Raw genomic sequence first — 19,464 nt, 5'->3', positions numbered from 1 at the left:
GACCAGATTGTTCAACGGGACGAGGGCGACTTCGCGCGCTTCGATTTCTTGCTTGGCTTGTGCGCTCACGATTTCAGCCCCCACCCTGGGAGGATGCTGAAGATAAAGCACACATCACTTGAGCTAATCATATGTTCTCCCGCTGTTAAATCTTTTGGGCAAGTTTGCAGAGTCCCTTGTATAGGGCGTACGGCATAAGTTCACTGAGGGCCGTAGTGCGAAGTTCGTGATTGTTCGCTAAGCACTTGCCTCAAGCTGTGTAGGGCGAATCTCTGAAATGGTTTTTGGTTTAAGTGGAAAGTTATATTTGCAGTGTTGGTGCGATGCAGTATTTAGTACGTGTTTCCGGACTTTTTGGGCTGTGAATAGGCGCTCTGTTCGCAAGGCTGAGCAGTAAGATGAAATGTGAGCATAAACGCACCAGGAGCAAGATTTTCGGGTGGGCTTGAAAATCAGAAGTTTCTGTAGGAACGTTCTTGCAGGGTGACTGTGTATTTAAACAATTTTATTGGAGGGGAAGGTGAGGGATCAGTGCGGGGGATGGAGGTGTGAGTGCTTGCAGTAAGCGTGAAAGGCAGGAATAGATGTCTTGAAGTTGCTGCATATGTAAAAAGGCCGACATCCACAGCGCACTGTATATGCCGGCCTTTCGAGGGTGGGGCCCGAAGCCCCCGATGTGTTAACGCTTAGGGTTCAGCGTCAGGTGCACGTGACGGTTCACGTCTTTGTACAGCAGGTAGCTGAAGTTGCCTGGGCCGCCGGCGTAGCAGGCTTGCGGGCAGAAGGCGCGCAGCCACATGAAGTCGCCGGCTTCCACTTCGACCCAGTCCTGGTTCAGGCGGTACACCGCCTTGCCTTCCAGTACGTACAGGCCGTGTTCCATCACGTGGGTTTCAGCGAACGGGATCACGCCGCCCGGCTGGAAGGTGACGATGTTCACGTGCATGTCGTGGCGCATGTCGGCCATGTCGACGAAACGGGTGGTTTTCCAGCGGCCTTCGGTGCCCGGCATCTCGATGACGGTGGCGTTGTCGCGGTGGGTGACGAACGACTCCGGTACGTCCAGGCCTTCAACTTTCTGGTAGTGCTTGCGCAGCCAGTGGAAGGTGACGTTGGACTTGCTGTTGTTGCGCAGGCTCCACTCGGCGCCCGGGGCCAGGAAGGCGTAGCCGCCTGGTACCAGGGTGTGGTGTTTGCCTTCAACGGTGATGTCCAGCTCGCCTTCGACAATGAACACCACGGCTTCGGCGTTAGGGTCCAGCTCAGGACGCTCGCTGCCGCCTTCCGGGGCCAGCTCGACGATGTACTGGGAGAAGGTTTCGGCAAAACCGGTCAGCGGGCGGGCGATGACCCACATGCGCATCTTGTCCCAGAACGGCAGGTGGCTGGTGACGATGTCACGCATCACGCCCTTTGGGATGACGGCATAGGCTTCGGTGAACATGGCACGGTCAGTCAGCAGCTCGGTTTGAGCTGGGTGCCCACCGTGGGGGGCGAAGTACGAATGGTTCGACATGGACAATCTCGACTTGTTGTTCTCTCCCCGTGCCGTGAACCGCACCGGCCGGTGCGGCGCAGGGGATGTGGCAACAGAATAGGGTCGAGCGCGCGCCATCCACAAATTAAATGTTGGAATACCCGGTATTTGATCGCTGAATGTCGACCTGGCGTCCGGCGTGCTGTTCCGGCAGCCGATCGCCTTGGCCGAACAGTTTGTGGCGCAGGGTGCCTTCGGCGTAGTCCGACGGGTAGCGGCCGCGGCGTTGCAGCTCGGGCACCAGCAACTCGACCACGTTGGCCAGGTCGTCCGGCTGCACGGCGTAGGTCAGGTTGAAACCGTCGATGCCGGTCTGGTCCAGCCAGCTTTCCAGCTGGTCGGCGACCTCGCTGGCGGCGCCTACCAGTACCGGGCCGCGACCACCCAGGCCAACGAACTCGGCGGCCTCGCGTACGGTCCAGCGGCGGTTCGGGTCGGCGGCGGTAAACGCGGCCAGGGCGGCGCGGCCGGCGTCGTTTTCGACGTATTCGATCGGCGCATCGGGGTCTAGGCCGGCAAAATCGATGCCGGTCCAGCCCGACAGCAGCGCCAGGGCGGCATCCAGGTCGACATAGCGACGGTATTCGGCGAAGCGGGCCTCGGCCTCTTCCTTTGTAGGGGCGACGATCAACAACGCCTGGGCATAGATCAGCACCTCATCACGACCCCGCCCGGCGGCCTCGCTGGCCTGGCGAATGCCGTCGGCGTAGCGGCGCAACACGGTGGGGGTCGGGCCGCTGATGAACACGCATTCGGCGTGGCGCGCGGCAAACTGCTGGCCGCGTGCTGAGGCGCCGGCCTGGAAAAGCACCGGCGTGCGCTGCGGTGACGGCTGGCACAGGTGCATGCCGGGTACCTGGAAGTGCTCGCCCACATGGTTGATAGGGTGCACCCGGGTTGGCTCGATGTAGCGCCCGCTGTCGCGCTCCAGCAGCACCGCGTCGTCGTCCCAGCTCTTCTCCCACAGCTTGTACAGCACCTGCAGGTATTCCTCGGCCAGGTCGTAGCGCTGGTCGTGGCCCAGCTGACGCGCCAGGCCAAGGTTGCGGGCGGCGCTGTCGAGGTAGCCGGTGACGATGTTCCAGCCGACCCGGCCATTGCTCAGGTGGTCGAGTGTGGACATGCGCCGGGCGAAGGGGTAGGGGTGTTCGTAGGTGAGCGAAAAGGTGACGCCAAACCCTAGGTGCTGAGTGACGCCGGCCATGGCTGGCACCAGCAGCAGCGGGTCGTTGACCGGTACCTGCACGCCACCGCGCAGGGCGGCTTCAGGGCCGCCCTGGTAGACGTCGTAGATGCCCAGCACATCGGCAATGAACAGAGCGTCAAACAGGCCGCGTTCCAGCAGGCGGGCCAGGTCGGTCCAGTAGCTCAGGCGGTTGAAGGCCACACTGGTATTGCGTGGGTGGCGCCACAGGCCGGGGGACTGATGGCTGGCGGCGTTCATGCTGAACGCGTTGAAGCGGATCGGGCGGAGCATGTCAGGTGCGCTCCGCTCAAGGCAACACGGAAGCCGGGTAGACCGCGTCGGCCACCTGCAACTTGTGGGGAATCAGGCCCAGGCCCTGGAAGGTGTCAGCCAGTTTCTGTTGTTCGGCGACGATCTGCGGGGTGATGGCCACGGCGTTGTAGTTACGGCGTTCGCTTGCCACTTCAAGCACGTTGGCGTTGATGCCCAGCTGCGGGGCCAGCAGTGCGGCGACCTCTGCAGGCTTGGCGTTGGCCCACTGGCTGACTTTGCCCAGTTCGGTAAAGAAGGTTTTCAGCAGCGCACGGTGCTGGTCGGCATAGCTGGCGGTGGACAGGTAGAAGGTGCGGTTGTTGGACAGGCCGCTGCCGTCACGCAGGTTTTTCAGGCCTGGCTGGCTTTCTGCTGCGGCGAGGAACGGGTCCCACAGGGTCACGGCCTGCACGCTACCCGACTGCAAGGCGGCCACGGCATCGGCGGCATTGTTCACGTAGGCGGGGGTGATGTCCTGGTAACTCAGGCCGGCCTGTTCCAGTGCGACGGCCAGCAGGTACTGGGCATTCCAGCCGCGACCGGTGGCGACGCGTTTGCCTTTCAGGTCCTGCACGCCGGCCACATGGTCCTGCTCGCGTACCACCAGGCCGATGCCGCGTGGATAAGGCTGCTCGGCGGCCAGGTACACCACCGGTTTGCCGGCCGCCTGGGCGAACACCGAAGGTGCGTCGGCGGCGTGGCCGAGGTCGATGGCGCCGGTGCTCAGGGCTTCGAGCAACTGCGGGCCGGCGGCAAATTCGTGCCAGCTGACCTTCACGCCTTGCGGGGCCAGGGCCTTTTCCAGCGCGCCGCTGCCTTTGAGGATGTTGATGCTGTTGAACTTCTGGTAACCGATGCGCAGGGTCTTGGCGTCGTTGGCCAAGGCTTCGGACCAGGGCAGCAGGGCACTGGCGACACTGGCCAGCAGGCCGCCGATCAGCAGGCGACGAAGCGGGGAGAAGGCACGGATTGGCATGGGTTTGCTCCTTGAAACCGGGTGGGAAGCGATGCGCCCAGACTAAGGAGATGGCGTTTGGCTTTCAATTTTTATATTCCGTTTCGTTAGATTGTTTTGTTATTTTTATATCCTTTTGTTTTGTAACGCTTTGCATTCTTCGACATTTTTTTCACATTCGCTTGCTAGCATCGCCGGCATTCCCAAGGAGCCCTACATGCCGCAATTCCTGCGCAAGCGCAGCACCCGCATCGCCCTTACCGCCACTACCGGCGTGCTCACCGCCACTTTGGGTTTCTTTGCATGGCAGAGCTTCTACCCGGTCCAGGCCGCCTCCGGCTGGGATGTCGAAGTGCTGCATCGTGATGTTGCCAAGGCCGCATCGCTTTTGCCGCAAGCGGATGGCAGCCTGCTGGTCAGCCGCGAGCTGGATGATGGCCGCGGCAGCATCCTCAAGATCACCGCGACCGGTGACCGTGTCGTGGTGGTCGACAATCTTTCCAAGCCCGATGGCATGGTCGCGGCACAAGGCGGATGGGTGTTCAGCCAGGAAGGCGGTCAGGCGCCTGTGAGCCTGGCCCGCGATGGCCAGGTTACCCACCTGTTTGACGGTGAAAGCGTGCAGGGCCTGTGGAATGACGGCAACCACCTGTATGCCATCGAAGACCGCAAGGGCAATGGCCGCCTTATGCGTTATGACTGGGCCAGCGGCCAGCTTGATGTGCTGCGTTCCGGCCTGACCGAAACCGAAGGCCTCACCCGCTGCAACGATGGGCGCTTGCTGTACACCGAAAAAGCCAATGGCAAGGTTCGCGCCCTGTCTGACGATGGCAAGGACCCGGTGGTGGTCGATGGGCTGCGCAACCCCACCTTCCTGTTCTGTGACCAGCGTGGCCTGTGGGTCAGCGAAGACAACACCCACCGCGCACGCTTGTTGCTCATCGACGCTGACGGCGTCCAGCACGCCATGCTGACCTTCCTGAAGGCGCCGCAGTCGATCGTGGCGGACGGCAAGGGCGGCTACCTGTTGGCCGAAGGCGGGCGTAACCGCGTGCTGCACCTGACCCCGCCACCCGCGCACGACACCGCCCAGCGTTAGCTGGGCAGGCGCCGCTTGCGCGCTGGCAGCAGGCCCAGCACCAGCATGCAGCCGAGCAGAATCACCAGGCCACCCGCCGCCTGTAACAGGCTGAGCGCTTCATTGAGAAACAAGGCGCCCACCAGTACCGCTACCAGCGTGACCACGAATTCCACGCTAATGGCGCGGGTGGCGCCGATCCGTGCCACCAGGCCGAAGTACAACACGTAGGTGGTGGCGCTCATCACTGCGCCGCTAATCAACAGGTAAAGCCAGTCGCCTGCTTGTGGCATGCTGGGCACCGGTACCACCAGCAATAGCGGCAGGGTCAGCAGCCCGCCAGCCAGGAACGCGCCGCAGGTGACCGTCCACGGGTCCTGGCCGCGCAGGTGCAGGCTGGCGTAGTTGCTGCCGTAGGCGGCGCTGATGGCGCCAAGCAGCGAGGCGATGCAGCCGTGGATGAAGTCCTCATCGACCGCGCGGGCCGGAAAACCGACCAACATGGCGATGCCGGCAATGCCCAGCAGCAGCCCGGCCAGGCCTTGCGGGGTTATTTTCTCCAGCCCCCAGACCCGCCCGATCAGCATCGAGAACAGCGGAATGGTGGCGACAAAAATCGCCGCCATCGCCGTACCGATGCGTGGGGTGGCGTACGACATGCCGATCAGTTGCCCGGCCACCGTGGTCGCGCCTACCACCAGCAAGGGCAACAGCAGCGGGCGCAGGCGCAGCGGGCGGCCCAGCAGGGCTGCGAGGGCCGCCAGGGTGCCGCTGGCAATCAGTGCCCGCAGGCTGACCGCGCCCACCCAGCCAAAGGCATGCACCACCTTGAGCAACACCAGGAACGAAAAGCCCCAGGCGATGGCCAGGAACATATAGGCGGCGAGGTCGCGCGGTTGCATGAGGCAGGGTCCATCCAGGGCAGGGGCAGGCAGGCTAGCGGGTTGCACGGCGCGATAGCAAGGCCGGCCACCCGCAATGCATTATGGCTACCCGACCAACAGCGTGCTTCCCTGCATGGCTGCGCTCGCGGATAATCCCCCGTATTCCAATAAATAGCCTGTGAGTGGGTATGAGTGATTCCGTAGTCAGCCTTGGCCAGCCTGAAACTGAAGGGGGGCGCAAAACGCGCAAGAACAACCCCGAGAAAACACGCGAGGACATCCTCCAGGCAGCCATCAACGAGTTCGTCCAGCAAGGGCTGGCCGGCGCGCGCGTCGACGCGATCGCCGAGCGCACCGCTACCTCCAAGCGCATGATCTACTACTACTTCGGCAGCAAGGAGCAGCTGTACTGCGAATGCCTGGTGAAGTTGTACGGCGATATCCGCAAGACCGAGCAAAGCCTGGACCTGGAGTCGTTACCGGCTGAGCAGGCGATCCGCCGGCTGGTCGAGTTCACCTTCGATCACCATGACCGCAACGTCGATTTCGTGCGGATCATCTGTACCGAAAACATCCATTATGGCGAGTACGTCAAGCAGTCGCCGGCGATCCGCGAAATGAGCAGCCTGGTGCTCGAAGCCCTGGGCAACACTCTGCGCCGTGGCGTGCAGGAAGGCGTGTTCCGCGCCGGCATCGAGGTGATCGACCTGCACATGCTGATGAGCTCGTTCTGCTTCTACCGGGTGTCGAACCGCCACACCTTTGGCGAGATCTTCCAGATCGACCTGTCTGATGACCAGGTCAAACTGCGCCACAAAGCCATGATCTGTGACGCCGTATTGCGCTATATCTGCGCCTGAACCCCGCTTACTCGCCCAGCCGTTGCTCGCGTGACGGCGGGTAGCCGAAGTACGCCGCATAGCACTTGCTGAAGTGCGACACCGAAACAAACCCGCAGGCCACTGCCACTTCCATCACTGACAAGTCCGAATACTGCAGCAGCCGGCGGCTTTTGGTGATGCGCAGCTCCATGTAATAGCGCCGTGGCGAGGTGCCCAGCTGAGCCTGGAACAGGCGGTCGATCTGCCGGCGCGAGCGCCCGCTGTAGGCGGCCAGCTGGTCGAGGCTCAGGGTTTCCTCCAGGTTGTTCTCCATCAGCTCGACGATGGTGCGCAGGTGCAGGCTCATGGACTTCTTCGCCCCTGGGCCAACCTGGCGGTAGCGGGCCCCGGAGAACGACAGGATTTCCTCCACGCCTTCGGCCAGCCCGTCGCCATACAGCCGGCGTACCAGGCCCAGCATCAGCTCCATGGCACCATTGGGGCTGGCGGCGCTGAGGCGGTCGCGGTCGAGGGTGAAGCTGGCCGGGGTGATGCGGGTTTGCGGGCTGCGCTCGGACAGGCTGGCGCGCTGCTCGGGGTGGATACTGCAGCCATAGTCGTCCAGCACCCCGGCGCGGCCAAGGAACCAGGCACCGTTCCACAGGCCGCCCAAGGCCATGCCGTGGGCGGCGCAGTCGTCCAGCAGGCGGTCGAGTTCAGGGTACTTCAGTGGGGTGCGCAAGCCGCCGCAGATCACCAGCAGGTCCAGTTCTTTCAGCGCCCCGGCGGACAGCTCGGTGGCCACCAGTTCCAAACCCAGGTCGCTGGTCACCCGGTCGCCATCCATCGACAGCGGGGTGAACTGGAAACTGTCGGCGCGCAGCAGGTTGGCCGTGACCAGCACGTCCATGGCCACGGTGAAGCTGGCCATCGAGAAATGTTCGAGCAGGACGAAATCAACCCGATAGGGGGTCTGGGCATTGGCGCTGGTGGATTTCAGCCGCAGCATGTTGCTGGTGCTGGTCTTCTTGCTGAACTGACGTGGCGTGGGCACTCTGGACTCCGCTTCCTGGCTGGCTCGCAGAGTGTGGCGGGTGGCCGGGGGAAAGACAATGTTCCGGGTGGGTGTGTCGTATTTCAGGTCGTGTTCAGGCAACCTGTCTGGCTTGGCCTATTGCCGCCATGTTGCCCCCTGTCACTGAGGACGCCCTTGATGAAGTACGCCATTGCCCTTTTGTTCAGCCTGCTGCCGCTGCTGGCCAATGCCCTGGAACCGGGTGAGAAGCTGGCCCCGTGGACGCTGCTCGACCAGCACGATCAGGCCTACAGCCTCGATACCCGCACGCACATCCTGCTGGTAGCCCGCGACATGGACGGTGCCAAGCTGGTCAAAGCGGCGCTGGGCGAGCAGCCCCGGGGCTACCTGGAAGCGCGTGATGCGGTGTTCGTTGCCGACATCCAGCGCATGCCGGCGCTGATCAGCAAGCTATTCGCCATTCCGGCCATGCGCGGTTACAACTACCGGGTGCTGCTCGACCGGGAAGGGCGCGTGGCCAGCCGTTATTCCGGGCAGGATGGCCAGGTGCAGTGGTTGCAACTGCGGGAGGGTGTACTGGTGGGCCAGCATTCTTTTGCCGATGCCGCGGCGTTGAAGGCGGCGCTGGAGAACGCGCCGCAGCATTGAGGCCGCTCCTACAACTGTTCGCAGTGCCATACTGGTAGCCAAATCAATCTGAACCCTCAACGCTGTCGGTAACCCAATGCATTACATGCCAAACGGGAGAGCGCTCATGGAAATAGGAACGATCTGGATCATCATCGCAGCCTTGGTCATCCTGCTGGAAATCTGGGCCATCTGGCACATCATCGGCAGTGACCGGCGCGCCGAGCGCAAGATGCTGTGGATTGTGTTTGTCGTCTACGCACCATTCCCGGGGCTGTTGTTCTGGGCCTGGCGCGGGCCGCGGGCGGTGAAGGGCAGGGCGGTCCTGCAGGAGAAATGAGGGCTTCCGGCATCAGGCGTGGGGGCGCCTGATGCCGTCGATGTTCACTTGGGCAGGATCTGGAAGCGAATGGCTGGGCCCAGCCCATCAACCATCAGGCAGCCGTAGAATTTCACGGTCGACAATACCTGCAGCTGTTTGAGCGCTTCGTGGATGTAATCGTGCAGCAGTTTTTCAGCTTCGCGCTTGCGGTCTGCGAGGGTGGTGCTTTTAAGCGTGATCATACCGAGCAGGGTGGTTTCGATTTGCTCGACGGTGTCCAGGCCGAGCTTCTCGCGCAGGTGCAGGCGTGCCTGCGCAGCATCGGCTTCATCGTGGGCAGGGTTGTGCGGCTTGAGGGTATAGGCCAGCTGAAAATCATATTTGCTCATGCGCTTTTCCTTGTGACGTACAGGCCTCCATGCCGGGTCTTGCAATCTACTGCCTGACGGCTGTGGCGCAAACATACGCGTGGTTCATGCATGGCAATGGACTGTGCGAAATGTCCTACCCCGCGCTTGACCTCGAGTTAACTTAAGGTCCGATACTGCGCCACTCTTCCAACCGAGTGAGGGCTTGTCGTGACCCAATCAACCGCATTCCAGTTGAGCAACCCTGAAGGCCTGTACGACCCCAGTGGCAATGCCTATTCCCATGTCGCCGAAGTGCGCGCGGACAGCCGTTTGCTGTTCATCGCCGGCCAGGGCGGGGAAGACAGCAGCGGCCAGTTGCCCCCACTGTTCGCCGAACAGGCCCGCCAGGCGCTGGCCAACCTTGAACTGGCCCTTGCGTCCAAAGGCGCCAGCCTGGCCCAGGTGTTCAAGGTGACACTGCTGATTGTCGAGCACTCCGAACCCCGCCTGCGCCAATGGGTGGCTGAGGCCGACAGGGCCTGGGGCCCGCACATGAAACCGGCCTGCACGCTGATCCCGGTACCCCGGCTGGCGCTGGATGGCATGCTGGTGGAAATCGAAGCGGTGGCAGCGCTTTAGCGCTGAGTGATGCGGTGGTGGCGCCTTGGAAACACTTTGTTGTATATCGGTACACGCATGGCCGCTATAACAACAATGTTCCCTCAGAGGTGACCACACCATGAGCACCGGCACCACCACACTGACCGACCGCAAGGCCAAGGCCTGGTTCTGGCCGGCGCTCTTCAGCCTCATGGCCTTCGCCGCCAACTCGGTGTTCTGCCGGCTGGCGCTGAAGGACGGGGCCATCGACCCGGCTTTGTTTACCGTGGTGCGCCTGGCCAGTGGGGCGTTGTTTCTGCTGCTGTTGATCCGCCTGCGTAAACCTGCGCTGGGCATTGGCGGCAGCTGGCGCGGTGGCTTGGCCCTGTTCCTCTACGCCTTCCTTTTTTCTGCGGCATACCTGCAGCTGGGTGCAGGTGCGGGGGCATTGCTGCTGTTCGGCGCAGTGCAGATCACCATGTTCGGCTTTGCCTGGTTCAAAGGTGAGCGCATCACCGCACGTATGCTGCTGGGCATGTTGATTGCTTTTGCCGGCCTGTTGGTGCTGTTGTTGCCCGGTGCAGCGGCGCCACCCTTGTCCAGTGCCTTGCTGATGGCCCTGTCTGGTATGGCCTGGGGCGTATACACGTTGCTGGGCAGGGGCTCGCCCAGGCCGCTGGCCGATACTGCAGGCAATTTTGCCCGCAGTCTGCCTTGCCTGGCGCTGCTGCTACCGGTGCTGTTGCTGGGCGCCGGCCCGCACCTCACGCCGCCGGGTTTGTTGTATGCCTTGGGCTCCGGCGTGCTGGCCTCAGGTGCGGGCTACGCCGTGTGGTACGGCGTGGTCAGGCAGGTGAGTGCGCAGCAAGCAGCGACCATGCAGCTTAGTGTGCCTGTGATTGCCGCACTGGGCGGTGTTGTCCTGATTGGCGAACCGCTGTCGTTGCGCTTGCTGATCGCGTGTGTGGTGGTGCTGGGCGGTATAGCCCTGGCGCTGGCACCACGGCGTTAGAAGAAACTGCGCTGCGCCTTGAGCGTGACCACACTGTCGCAATAGGTGTTGATGCCCGAATAGGCATCGCAACCGCCGCCACTGAGATTGGAGTTGCTGTAGATCAGGTCAAGGTCGATGCCCAGCCAGGGCCGCGACAGCTCCAGCGACCAGTCGGAAAAGGCATTTACCTGGCTGCCGTCGCCAATGGTGAACGGCGTGCCCAGGCGATGATGGGCCAGCTTGACGGTGAGGTCGACATCGAACAGGGGCAGTTGACCGAAGTCGGCGAACAGGGTGCCGGTGCGGTTATCCGGGTTGTCGCGCAGCGCGCCACCGAAGCGATTGCCCAACAGCGAGATGCCACCGTACAGGGCATAGCTGTCGGGGCCTGCGATAGTCGGCTGGCTGTAATGGATCAACCCCACTTCATAGCCCAGGCTGCTGTCGAATTGGTGCTTGTAGCCCAGGTAGCTGTCCAGTCGCAGGGTCGAGTTGGGGGTGACGCCCATGCTCGGGGCGTACTGGCCCAGGTACCAGCCACTGGGGTGGCTGAAGTCGAGACCACCGTGGAATGCGCCGACGGCACTGGGTGAGATAAGGCCTTGGGCCATGCTGCGCGAGGGTGTGGTGCCGAGTGTGAAGTCGAAGTCGCCCAGTTCGCGTTTTATCTGCTGGGCCATCAACACTGGGCTGAACAGCAGTGCAGCACTCAGCAACAGAAAGGGCCTGGTCATGGTCTCCGTCCTGGAAGGCTTGCGGTTGAGCGGTAGAGGATACCTGCGCAGGTGAAAGGAGGGAACCTTTGCCTGGCCCGCTCAGCCTTTGGTCGAAGGGGCTGCGTCGGCGGCTTCGGTCACCACGGGCAGGTTGCCGGCACGTTGTATCACCCGGCGTTGCTGCTCGTAGTCGTCCAGGGACAGGCCGCGGCGCTGCAACGCTTCCAGTTGCAATTGGCGGGTTTCTTCGGCGCTGTACGCACGCAGTTCAGGGTGGCTGGCGCAACCGGCCAGTACAGCAATGCTGGCAGCGGCCAGGGCAGTGAGGAGGAGGCGGGCCTTGGTGTTCATCGAGCAGCTCCGGAATGCAGGGGATTCGCCAGGTTCGAATCGATGGAGCTAGGTTATTAAGCCGGGCCGCTCAGTAGAAATTGCCTTGTTCGATAGTCACTATTGACGCAAGCATCAGTGCTAAAGTTTTGCGCCCCCGCATCTGGCCAAACGCATCGCCATTGCTACCCTTAACCCACGCAATCTGACCTGTTGGGGATAAGCGATGCGCATGCCATTGTTTGCTTTGCTGTCGGCGCTGATGTGCCTGAACGCGGCGCCCGGCCTGGTGCTGGCGCAAGACGTTCCAGCCCCCGACCCAGCCCCGCAAGCCGACACGGTCGCGGCCAAGACCCCGGTATTCACGCAAGAGCAGCTGGACCAGATGCTCGCGCCGGTTGCGTTATACCCCGATCCGCTGCTGGCCCAGGTATTGATGGCGGCCACCTACCCGGGGCAGGTGAGCGAAGCGGTGGCCTGGTCCAAGGCCAACCCCAAGGCGTCGGGCGATGCTGCAGTCAAACAGGTAGCGAAGCAGCCGTGGGACCCCAGCGTGCAAGCGCTGGTGGCCTTCCCGCAGTTGCTGGCGACCCTGGGCCAGGACCCGGTGTGGGTGCAGCGACTGGGTGATGCGTTCCTGGCGCAGCCCGACGATGTCATGGGCGCGGTGCAGCGCTTGCGTCACCAGGCACAGGCGGCCGGCAACCTGCAAAGCAACCAGTACCAGAACGTGACCGTGCAAGCCGCACCGGCGACACAGGCTGCCAGCAGCCCGCCCTCCACCATCATCATCCAGCCGGCCGACCCGCAAGTGGTGTACGTGCCCAGCTACAACCCGACCACCACCTATGGTACCTGGGCTTACCCGGCTTCACCGCCCGTGTACTACCCGCCGCCGCCCATGTACTACCCCGGTTCAGCGCTGGTGGCGGGCCTGGCCTTTGGTACCGGCGTGGCGGTTGTCGCCTCGTTGTGGGGTGACTGCGACTGGGGCCACAACGACATCGACATCGACGTCAACCGTTACAACAACATCAACGCCAACAACCGCATCACTAACAATCAGAATAAATGGCAGCACAATGCCGTCAACCGTGAAGGCGTGCCTTACCGCGATGCCCGCAGCCGCCAGCAGTATGGCCGCCAACTGGACGGCGCCACCCAACGCACTGCTTTCCGTGGTGACGACGCGCAGCGGGCGCAGGCGCGGAACAAGGCCCGGGCCTCGATGGACCGCGCGGGGATGGAACGGCCGGCCACCGACAACCGCCAGGCACGCCAGCAAATGCGCGAGGCGCAGGCGGGTAATTCGGTGGGCAACCGCATGCAATCCCGTGGCGACACTGCCAGAGCAACCGACCGTCGCCAGGAAACACGCAATAGCCAAGCCCGGCAGGTGGCACAGAACCGGCCGGCCAACAGCGCCGGCCGGGCGCGTAACAATGCCTTTGATGGCGTGCGTTCGCCGTCACGCACCAATCTGCAGGCCAACCGCGGTCGTACCAGCCAGTCGTTTGCCCAGCGGCCCAATGCATCCCGGGCTGCCGGCCACCAGATCTCCCGGCCCAGTGCGCCAGTGCGTCGTGGCGGAGGAGGCCGTCGATGAAACGTCCAGTATTTGCAGCAATGCTGCTTGCGACAGGCTTGGCATGGGCTTCCCTGGCGGCTGCACAGGAGGCATTCCCGACGCCGGAGAAAGCCGTGGAGTCCTTCATTACGGCGCTGGGCACGGAAAAGGCCGATGAAGCCCGCCTGGCCCAGTTGCTGGGTGATGACTGGCGCACCTACATACCGCGTGGTGGTGTGCAGCGCAGCGACGTGGACACCTTTCTGGAGCAGTATCGCGCGCAGCACAGTATCGACATGGCAGGCGAGGGCAAGGCCATCCTGGCGGTGGGCAGTGATCACTGGACGTTGCCCATACCGTTGACCAGAAGCAGCCAGGGCTGGCGCTTCGACCTCAAGGCCGGTAGCACCGAAATCCGCGCCCGGCGCATCGGCCGCAACGAACTGGGTGCCATGCAGGCGTTGTTGGCTTACCACGACGCGCAGATGGACTATGCCAGCCAGGATCGCAACGGCAACGGTGCGCTGGAGTACGCGCAGAAGATTTTCAGCGAACCCGGCAAGCATGACGGGCTGTATTGGGATGACGACGGCGATGGCCAGGTCAGCCCGCTGGGGCCGCTGTTTGGCCAGGATGTGGTGGGTGATGACTGGTATGGCTACCACTTCCGCATCCTCGACGCACAAGGCCCGTCCGCCCCCGGTGGCGCCTACAGCTACCTGATCGGCAACCAGATGAGCCGTGGCTTCGCCATGGTCGCCTGGCCGGCCAGGTACGACGACACCGGGGTGATGAGCTTCATGATCAGCCACGACGGCCAGGTGTTCGAAAAAGACCTCGGGCCGCACGGCGACAGGCTGGCCAAGGAGATGAAGCGCTTCGACCCGGATGACAGCTGGAAGGTGGTGGAGGTGGCAGCGGGGGATTGAGCCCCCAAATCACTGCAATCGCGCAGCCCTGACTTCTCGCGCCGTGCACCCGTAGTGCTGGCGAAACGCCCGAGTGAATTGCGCCTGGTCGGTAAAACCCCAACGGAATGCCAACTCGCCGATGGCCAGGTGGCAATGCGGGTCGCACAGTTGGCGGTGCACGGCTTCCAGCCGCTGTTGGCGCACCCACTCGCCAAGGGTGTAGGGCGTGATCGCGAACAGCTTGTGCAGGTAGCGCAAAGACAGCCCGCAGGCACTGGCGATGGTTTGTGGCGACAGTTCGGGGTCGCCCAGATGTTGCTGCACATACTGCTCGACCCGTGTCAGGTGCAGGGTGCTGAGGTTGTTGCCTTCACTGCCCAGTACTCGCTCATCTTGCTGCAGGGCCAGCAGCAGCGTGGCCGAAGCCTGTTCCAGCAGTAAATGCCGGGCAGCGGCCGGGCTGGCGTCGAAATGGCGGGCACACAGGTCCAGTTGCTCTACAAAGATGCGCCCCAGGCCCTGGCTGGCATCGAAGCAATGCCGGGTATAGCGCTTGTGCCCGAGCAGGTTGGCCTTGAGTGCCCGCTCGGGCAGCTTGAGCACCCACAGGTCGTTCTGCGTGCCGTAATGGAAGCGGTAAGGCGCATCGCCGCGCTCGACGATGAACCCGCCTGGGCTGCAACTGAGCGGGTGGCCTTCCTGTTCGAAGTGCACTTCGCTGCTGCGCGGCACGGTCACCAGATAGAACGCCTCATGGTCCTGGCCAACGTGCGCCTTGCTGCGCGAGTAGCCCAGCGGGCTGGAGCGCAGGCGGGAAAGGCTGAGTGGCGTGCTGGGCGTGCTCCAGCGCTGCAGGTGGCCATCGAATGGCTGCTCGCTGGCAAACTCCAGGCTCAACGGGAAATAGGTTTCACTGATGGCTTCGACCCAGCGCGCCTGGCGTTCCGGCTGTGCCCAGCCGTGGGTCGAGATTTCTGTGGGCATGGTGGGTCCTTTTTCAAAGAGGGCAGCATTGAAAAAAGGAACTGCAGGCAAGCTACTCAAGCAGCTCTTGTTATTGTGCAAACCGCCCGGCAGCGCAAGGCTGCCGGGCGGCTTCAGGCCCATGATCGGCGCACGCCGACCGTTTGATCAAGCCCCGCGTGTCACCCGGTAGGTGGCCGAAGGCTCCAGGCGCGCCTGCCAGCCGGGGGGCAGGACGATGTTGGTGGTGTCTTCTTCGATGACGCACGGGCCATGCACGGTCTGCCCCGGCAGCAGGCGGTTGCCGTTGAACACCGGCGTGGGCTGCCATTCGCCCTCGGCACTGAACAGCATCGGGCGGACACCTTCCGGGGCAGGCGCGGGTGGTTGGGCCGGGCCCTGCAACTCGGGCTGTGGCGGACGCGGCAGGTGACCAATTACCGAACACTCCAGGTTCACCAGCTCCACCGGGCTGTCGGGCTCGCTGTACGAGTACAGGGTCTGGTGACGGCTGTGGAAGCGGCTGATCAGTGCGGCCAGGCCCGCGTCATCCAGTACATGCTGCAGCTCCACGCTGCATTCATGGATCTGCCCCAGATAGCGCATTTCCAGGGTGTAGTGGCAGCTGCTGGCCTGGTCGCCAAAACCGTCTTCGCGCAAGTTTGCCAGGCCTTGTTGGCGCAGCTCGGCAAGGGCCTGGTTGAGCTGCGCCAGGTTCACGTGCCCGGCGTCCAGCCGCATCGACAGGCTGGTGAGCTGGTCGTAGCGCACGTCGGACAGGATCTGGCCGAACGCGCACAGGCCTGAGGCCACCTTGGGGATCAACACGGTCTGCATGCCGATTTCCTCGGCCAGGCGCACCACGTGCATGCCCGCTGCGCCACCAGCGCCGATCAGGGCGAAGTCGCGCGGGTCGTGGCCGCGTTCGATGGACACGCGGCGAATGCCGTTGACCATGTTCAGGTTGACCAGGGTGGTGATGCCAAATGCTGCGCGTTCCACGCTGATACCTAACGGTTCGGCGATCTTGCTGCGGATAGCGTCCACTGCGACCTGGCGGTTCAGGCGGATGCTGCCGCCCAGTAGTGCGCCGTCGGGCAGGTAGCCCAGGGCCAGGTTGGCGTCGGTTACCGTGGGTTCGCTACCGCCTTTGCCATAGCACACCGGGCCAGGCATGGCACCGGCGCTGCGTGGGCCGACTTGAAGCATGCCGAACTCGTCCAGGTGGGCGATAGACCCGCCGCCAGCACCCAGGGTTTCCACCTGGATCATCGGCACGCCGATGCGCTGGCGCAGGAAGTCGACGTCCTTGCTGAAGTTGGTACGGCCGGCGTTGGTCAGGGTGATGTCGAACGAGGTGCCGCCCATGTCCACGGTGATGACGTTATCGATACCGAATGGTCTCGCCACCGCCAGGCCCGCCTGTGGCGCCGAGGCGGGGCCGGAGTTGATCGCATTGACGGCGCGCTCGCGCATCAGGTGCCCGGGCGCCAGGCCACCGTTGGACTGGAAATAGCGCACTGGCTGCTGCGCGCCAAGCTCCTGGAACAGGCTGTCGATGCGCGCCACATAGCGCGCCATCACGGGGCTGAGGTAGGCGTTGACCACGGTGGTGGAGGTGCGGGTGTACTCGCGAATCTGTGGGAACACCTCGCAGCCGGTGCAGACGAACACCCCGGGCAGGGCGGCCCGTACCAGCTCGGCGGCCCGCTGCTCGTGGCTGGGGTTGCGCACCGACCACAGGAAGGAAATGGCCACGGCCTGCACGCCTTCGGCACGGAAGTAGTCGATGGCGTCATGAATGGCGCGCTCGTCCAGCGGGCTGTGCTCACGTCCATCTCCGAGGATGCGGCCACCTACCGGGCGGCGCAGATGGCGCGGGGCAAGCATGTGTGCCGGCGGATAATGAGCGTCGTAGCGGTGGCCTTCCTCCTTGTGACCCAGGCGGATTTCCAGGCTGTCCTCGTGCCCCTCGGTGCACAGCAGGCCCACTTTGACCCCGGTGCGCTCGATCAGCGCGTTGAGGGCTACCGTGGTGCCGTTGATGCACAGGTCGCAGTTGGCGATCAGCTCGGCCGGGCTGCGCCCGGTGGCGTCGGCGATCTGCGCCAGGCCGGCGCGAATGGCCAAGGTGCCATCCTGCGGCGTGGACGGGGCCTTGAACAGCTGCACGCCGCCGTCGCGGTCGGCCAGGATGAAATCGGTGAAGGTGCCGCCGGCATCGATGCCCAGGCGATATTGATTACGCATGATGGTTCTCCGGGCAGTGCGGGGCGCGGGCAAGGCGGGTTGCGGTTTCGTCGAGGCGGCCATCGTCATCGAGGACCACGCCATACTCCAGGGCTGCCCCTTGTGGCGAGACCAGGCCGTTGCGCACATCCTCCAGTACGGCGGTGACCGGGCGGCGCAGCGGGTCGCCGTAGCCACCGCCGCCCGGGTTGATGTTGATGATGCGTTCACCGGGTTGCAGGGTGAGCATCGGGTTTTGCGTATAGTGGTCTTCGCTACCGTCGACGTGGCGGTGGATCAGCCGGCCCAGCTTGGGTTCGAGCAGGGCATTGCGAGCCCCGGCGGCACCGGCGGTGGGCAGCTGGCGGCCCTCGCCGAAGCCGACCACAGTCATGGCGTGGTCAAGCGGTTCGATCTCCAGGCGGGTGCCCGAACCACCGCGCAATTCACCGGCGCCACCACTGTCGGCCATCAGGCTGTAACGGTGGATCAGCACCGGATAGGCGTGCTCGAGCAGTTCGATGTCGCCGCTCATCAGCGCGCCGAAGCAGCACAGCGGGCCGCAGGCGTGCCAGCCATCCATCACCTGGTTGGCACCGGCACCGGAAATGATCGAGGCCAGCACCATCGTCACGTACTCGCTGTTGCCGTTGCGCGGGTCGTGGCCGGCGATGTTGATGCCGCTGGTGTGCCCCCAGGAGGCCGTTACCCGCTGTGGTGAGGCTTGCTCCAGCGCGGTGCGCACGGCATCGGCCAGTGTTTCCATCGGCGTGGTGGTGCAGTTGACATGGGGCGCCTGTTCTTCGGCGTTGCACAGTGTACCCCTGGGCCCGACATCGACCGTGACGCAGCGGTACAGGCCTTCGTTGTAGGGCGGTGCGACCTGGGCGAACATCATCAGCCCCAGGTACACGCCCGATACCGAGTTGCCCTCGTAGGAGTTGATGAAGTACGGCACTTGCGGCGGGCTGTCGATACGCACGTGGGCCTGGTCACCTCGTATCTGCACATGGGCGGTGATGGCCAGTTCGCCAAGGCCGTGGCCGGCATCTTCAAGAACGGCGGTGCCGCTGTAGTCACCGTCCGGCACATCGCGCAACAGCGCACGCATGTGCCGGTCGGCCATGTTCTTCAGCTCGGCAATGCAGGCACGCACTTGGGCCACGCCGTACTTGTCCAGCAGCTCCAGCAAGTGCCGCTCGCCGACCTTGCAGGCGCCGTACTGGGCATTAAGGTCGCCTTCCTGATAGGGGCGGGCGCGCATGTTGGTGAGCATGAAATTGATCACGTCTTCGCGGCGCTTGCCCTTTTCCCACAGCTTGACCGGTGGAATGCGCAGCCCTTCGGCGTAGATTTCCTTGGCGTCGGGGTTGTAACCGGCGGGTACAGGGCCGCCGATGTCGGTCAGGTGGCCTTTGCACACGGTCCAGAACACCAGTTCGCCCTGGTAGTACACCGGCTTGTACATGCAGCAGTCGAGAATATGGCTGCCCTTGTAGGCGGGGTCGTTGTGGTAGATCACGTCGCCTTCGGCGATGTCGTCGCCGAAGAAGCCGGCCACGCATTTCATGGCCGGGATCAGCGAGCCCAGGTGGATGGGGATGTCCTGGCCTTGCAGGATCATTTCCGGCAGGTGGTCGAATAGCGAGTTGGAGTAATCGTGGGCCAGGTTGAACACACTGGAGCGCCCGGTCTTTTCCAGGGTCAGGGTCATTTCGCGTTGCGCTGTCTCCAGCGCACCCCGGACAACCGCAAGGGTGATCGGATCTACTGTCTGCATAGGTCACCAACGTTTGTTCTTGTGCTTTAGGTGCGTGCCGCGGCGGGGCGGCGCGTGGTGACAGGCTACGGGGCAGGGCGGGGGGAAGGCTTGTCGCTGGGTGTACTGGTTGTTGTGTCTGGGCGCACTCTTGGGGTTGAGCTGCAAACCTGGGCGTAAAGCAGCCCCGGCTATCGTGCAGGAAAATTGATCTTGAGCCGTTTCGACACGGCAGTGACCTGTCATTTTTAGCAGTTGCTCAATCTGCTTCAGTGCGTAAACCTTCG

19 protein-coding genes are annotated in these 19,464 nt (G+C 63.4%); 8 read left to right on the top strand and 11 right to left on the bottom strand.

What is annotated here, in order from left to right:
- Window positions 1-679 precede the first annotated feature (679 nt).
- The 3 genes from WF331_RS15015 to WF331_RS15005 form a co-directional block, all read right to left on the bottom strand.
- The gene (locus tag WF331_RS15015; RefSeq protein ID WP_016499386.1) at window positions 680-1,516 is read right to left on the bottom strand and encodes a bifunctional allantoicase/(S)-ureidoglycine aminohydrolase; all 837 of its coding nucleotides are present in this window, start codon (window positions 1,514-1,516) and stop codon (window positions 680-682) included.
- A gap of 106 nt (window positions 1,517-1,622) precedes the next feature.
- The gene (locus WF331_RS15010; RefSeq protein WP_016499387.1) at window positions 1,623-3,014 is read right to left on the bottom strand and encodes an LLM class flavin-dependent oxidoreductase; all 1,392 of its coding nucleotides are present in this window, start codon (window positions 3,012-3,014) and stop codon (window positions 1,623-1,625) included.
- A gap of 16 nt (window positions 3,015-3,030) precedes the next feature.
- Window positions 3,031-4,011, bottom strand: coding sequence for an aliphatic sulfonate ABC transporter substrate-binding protein (locus tag WF331_RS15005; protein WP_016499388.1), 981 nt, complete (start codon window positions 4,009-4,011; stop codon window positions 3,031-3,033).
- A 196-nt stretch (window positions 4,012-4,207) separates the two neighbouring features.
- On the opposite strand from WF331_RS15005, the gene WF331_RS15000 reads away from it, so the two are divergent.
- Complete coding sequence (locus tag WF331_RS15000; RefSeq protein ID WP_016499389.1) at window positions 4,208-5,089, top strand: hypothetical protein; 882 nt, start codon at window positions 4,208-4,210, stop codon at window positions 5,087-5,089.
- On the opposite strand, the gene WF331_RS14995 is transcribed toward WF331_RS15000, so the two are convergent.
- A complete protein-coding gene (locus tag WF331_RS14995) occupies window positions 5,086-5,970 on the bottom strand; it encodes a DMT family transporter (RefSeq protein ID WP_284360965.1) in 885 nt (294 codons plus the stop codon). The two genes, WF331_RS15000 and WF331_RS14995, sit on opposite strands and share 4 nt — an antisense overlap.
- A 170-nt stretch (window positions 5,971-6,140) precedes the next feature.
- Between WF331_RS14995 and WF331_RS14990 the strand changes: the two genes are divergently transcribed.
- Window positions 6,141-6,812 (top strand): TetR/AcrR family transcriptional regulator, encoded by a 672-nt coding sequence (locus WF331_RS14990; RefSeq protein WP_016499391.1) that lies wholly within the window; start codon window positions 6,141-6,143, stop codon window positions 6,810-6,812.
- A 7-nt stretch (window positions 6,813-6,819) separates the two neighbouring features.
- Here WF331_RS14990 and WF331_RS14985 read toward each other — a convergent pair whose 3' ends face one another.
- The gene (locus WF331_RS14985) at window positions 6,820-7,827 is read right to left on the bottom strand and encodes a GlxA family transcriptional regulator (RefSeq protein ID WP_016499392.1); all 1,008 of its coding nucleotides are present in this window, start codon (window positions 7,825-7,827) and stop codon (window positions 6,820-6,822) included.
- 159 nt (window positions 7,828-7,986) lie between these two features.
- Between WF331_RS14985 and WF331_RS14980 the strand changes: the two genes are divergently transcribed.
- Window positions 7,987-8,457, top strand: a complete 471-nt coding sequence (locus WF331_RS14980; protein WP_340623049.1) for an FAD/FMN-containing dehydrogenase — start codon at window positions 7,987-7,989, stop codon at window positions 8,455-8,457.
- 106 nt (window positions 8,458-8,563) lie between these two features.
- Window positions 8,564-8,776, top strand: a complete 213-nt coding sequence (locus WF331_RS14975; protein WP_016499394.1) for a PLDc N-terminal domain-containing protein — start codon at window positions 8,564-8,566, stop codon at window positions 8,774-8,776.
- A gap of 44 nt (window positions 8,777-8,820) precedes the next feature.
- Here the strand turns inward: WF331_RS14975 and WF331_RS14970 are convergent, their stop codons facing one another.
- Window positions 8,821-9,147, bottom strand: a complete 327-nt coding sequence (locus WF331_RS14970) for a hypothetical protein (RefSeq protein ID WP_016499395.1) — start codon at window positions 9,145-9,147, stop codon at window positions 8,821-8,823.
- 189 nt (window positions 9,148-9,336) lie between these two features.
- Between WF331_RS14970 and WF331_RS14965 the strand changes: the two genes are divergently transcribed.
- Window positions 9,337-9,747 carry a RidA family protein gene (locus tag WF331_RS14965; RefSeq protein ID WP_340623048.1) on the top strand — a complete coding sequence of 137 codons (411 nt, stop codon included), beginning with the start codon at window positions 9,337-9,339 and terminating at the stop codon, window positions 9,745-9,747.
- A gap of 100 nt (window positions 9,748-9,847) precedes the next feature.
- Complete coding sequence (locus tag WF331_RS14960) at window positions 9,848-10,720, top strand: DMT family transporter (protein ID WP_016499397.1); 873 nt, start codon at window positions 9,848-9,850, stop codon at window positions 10,718-10,720.
- On the opposite strand, the gene WF331_RS14955 is transcribed toward WF331_RS14960, so the two are convergent.
- Together WF331_RS14955 and WF331_RS14950 are read right to left on the bottom strand one after the other, a co-directional pair.
- On the bottom strand, window positions 10,717-11,436 hold the full coding sequence (locus tag WF331_RS14955; RefSeq protein WP_156858817.1) for a TorF family putative porin: 720 nt from the start codon (window positions 11,434-11,436) through the stop codon (window positions 10,717-10,719). The two genes, WF331_RS14960 and WF331_RS14955, sit on opposite strands and share 4 nt — an antisense overlap.
- A gap of 81 nt (window positions 11,437-11,517) precedes the next feature.
- Entirely contained in the window at window positions 11,518-11,769 is a 252-nt protein-coding gene (locus tag WF331_RS14950; protein ID WP_016499399.1) for a hypothetical protein, read from the bottom strand.
- Between the two features lie 205 nt (window positions 11,770-11,974).
- On the opposite strand from WF331_RS14950, the gene WF331_RS14945 reads away from it, so the two are divergent.
- Complete coding sequence (locus WF331_RS14945) at window positions 11,975-13,354, top strand: DUF3300 domain-containing protein (protein WP_016499400.1); 1,380 nt, start codon at window positions 11,975-11,977, stop codon at window positions 13,352-13,354.
- Entirely contained in the window at window positions 13,351-14,244 is an 894-nt protein-coding gene (locus WF331_RS14940) for a DUF2950 domain-containing protein (protein WP_049277474.1), read from the top strand. Before WF331_RS14945 ends, WF331_RS14940 begins: the two co-directional genes overlap by 4 nt.
- 9 nt (window positions 14,245-14,253) lie before the next feature.
- On the opposite strand, the gene WF331_RS14935 is transcribed toward WF331_RS14940, so the two are convergent.
- From WF331_RS14935 to capB, 3 genes are all read right to left on the bottom strand, one after another.
- Window positions 14,254-15,210: an AraC-like ligand-binding domain-containing protein gene (locus WF331_RS14935; RefSeq protein WP_016499402.1), complete on the bottom strand. Its 957-nt coding sequence runs from the start codon at window positions 15,208-15,210 to the stop codon at window positions 14,254-14,256.
- A 147-nt stretch (window positions 15,211-15,357) separates the two neighbouring features.
- On the bottom strand, window positions 15,358-17,439 hold the full coding sequence (gene capA, locus WF331_RS14930; RefSeq protein WP_340623047.1) for a caprolactamase subunit alpha: 2,082 nt from the start codon (window positions 17,437-17,439) through the stop codon (window positions 15,358-15,360).
- Window positions 17,432-19,198, bottom strand: coding sequence for a caprolactamase subunit beta (capB, locus tag WF331_RS14925; protein WP_340623046.1), 1,767 nt, complete (start codon window positions 19,196-19,198; stop codon window positions 17,432-17,434). Before capB ends, capA begins: the two co-directional genes overlap by 8 nt.
- Between the last annotated feature and the right edge of the window lie 266 nt (window positions 19,199-19,464).

The organism is Pseudomonas sp. YNh, assembly GCF_037993085.1.
In the GTDB taxonomy this organism is placed as follows: domain Bacteria; phylum Pseudomonadota; class Gammaproteobacteria; order Pseudomonadales; family Pseudomonadaceae; genus Aquipseudomonas; species Aquipseudomonas putida.
Note: the sequence above shows the minus strand (reverse complement) of the source record. Positions and strands in the feature narration are given on the sequence as shown.

Excerpts from the sequence above, each read along its gene's own strand:
- WF331_RS15015 (WP_016499386.1), bottom strand. The coding sequence starts at position 1,516 with ATGTCGAACCATTCGTACTTCGCCCCCCACGGTGGGCACCCAGCTCAA.
- WF331_RS15010 (WP_016499387.1), bottom strand. The coding sequence starts at position 3,014 with ATGCTCCGCCCGATCCGCTTCAACGCGTTCAGCATGAACGCCGCCAGC.
- WF331_RS15005 (WP_016499388.1), bottom strand. The coding sequence starts at position 4,011 with ATGCCAATCCGTGCCTTCTCCCCGCTTCGTCGCCTGCTGATCGGCGGC.
- WF331_RS15000 (WP_016499389.1), top strand. The coding sequence starts at position 4,208 with ATGCCGCAATTCCTGCGCAAGCGCAGCACCCGCATCGCCCTTACCGCC.
- WF331_RS14995 (WP_284360965.1), bottom strand. The coding sequence starts at position 5,970 with ATGCAACCGCGCGACCTCGCCGCCTATATGTTCCTGGCCATCGCCTGG.
- WF331_RS14990 (WP_016499391.1), top strand. The coding sequence starts at position 6,141 with ATGAGTGATTCCGTAGTCAGCCTTGGCCAGCCTGAAACTGAAGGGGGG.
- WF331_RS14980 (WP_340623049.1), top strand. The coding sequence starts at position 7,987 with ATGAAGTACGCCATTGCCCTTTTGTTCAGCCTGCTGCCGCTGCTGGCC.
- WF331_RS14975 (WP_016499394.1), top strand. The coding sequence starts at position 8,564 with ATGGAAATAGGAACGATCTGGATCATCATCGCAGCCTTGGTCATCCTG.
- WF331_RS14970 (WP_016499395.1), bottom strand. The coding sequence starts at position 9,147 with ATGAGCAAATATGATTTTCAGCTGGCCTATACCCTCAAGCCGCACAAC.
- WF331_RS14960 (WP_016499397.1), top strand. The coding sequence starts at position 9,848 with ATGAGCACCGGCACCACCACACTGACCGACCGCAAGGCCAAGGCCTGG.
- WF331_RS14955 (WP_156858817.1), bottom strand. The coding sequence starts at position 11,436 with ATGACCAGGCCCTTTCTGTTGCTGAGTGCTGCACTGCTGTTCAGCCCA.
- WF331_RS14950 (WP_016499399.1), bottom strand. The coding sequence starts at position 11,769 with ATGAACACCAAGGCCCGCCTCCTCCTCACTGCCCTGGCCGCTGCCAGC.
- WF331_RS14945 (WP_016499400.1), top strand. The coding sequence starts at position 11,975 with ATGCGCATGCCATTGTTTGCTTTGCTGTCGGCGCTGATGTGCCTGAAC.
- WF331_RS14940 (WP_049277474.1), top strand. The coding sequence starts at position 13,351 with ATGAAACGTCCAGTATTTGCAGCAATGCTGCTTGCGACAGGCTTGGCA.
- WF331_RS14935 (WP_016499402.1), bottom strand. The coding sequence starts at position 15,210 with ATGCCCACAGAAATCTCGACCCACGGCTGGGCACAGCCGGAACGCCAG.
- capA (WP_340623047.1), bottom strand. The coding sequence starts at position 17,439 with ATGCGTAATCAATATCGCCTGGGCATCGATGCCGGCGGCACCTTCACC.
- capB (WP_340623046.1), bottom strand. The coding sequence starts at position 19,198 with ATGCAGACAGTAGATCCGATCACCCTTGCGGTTGTCCGGGGTGCGCTG.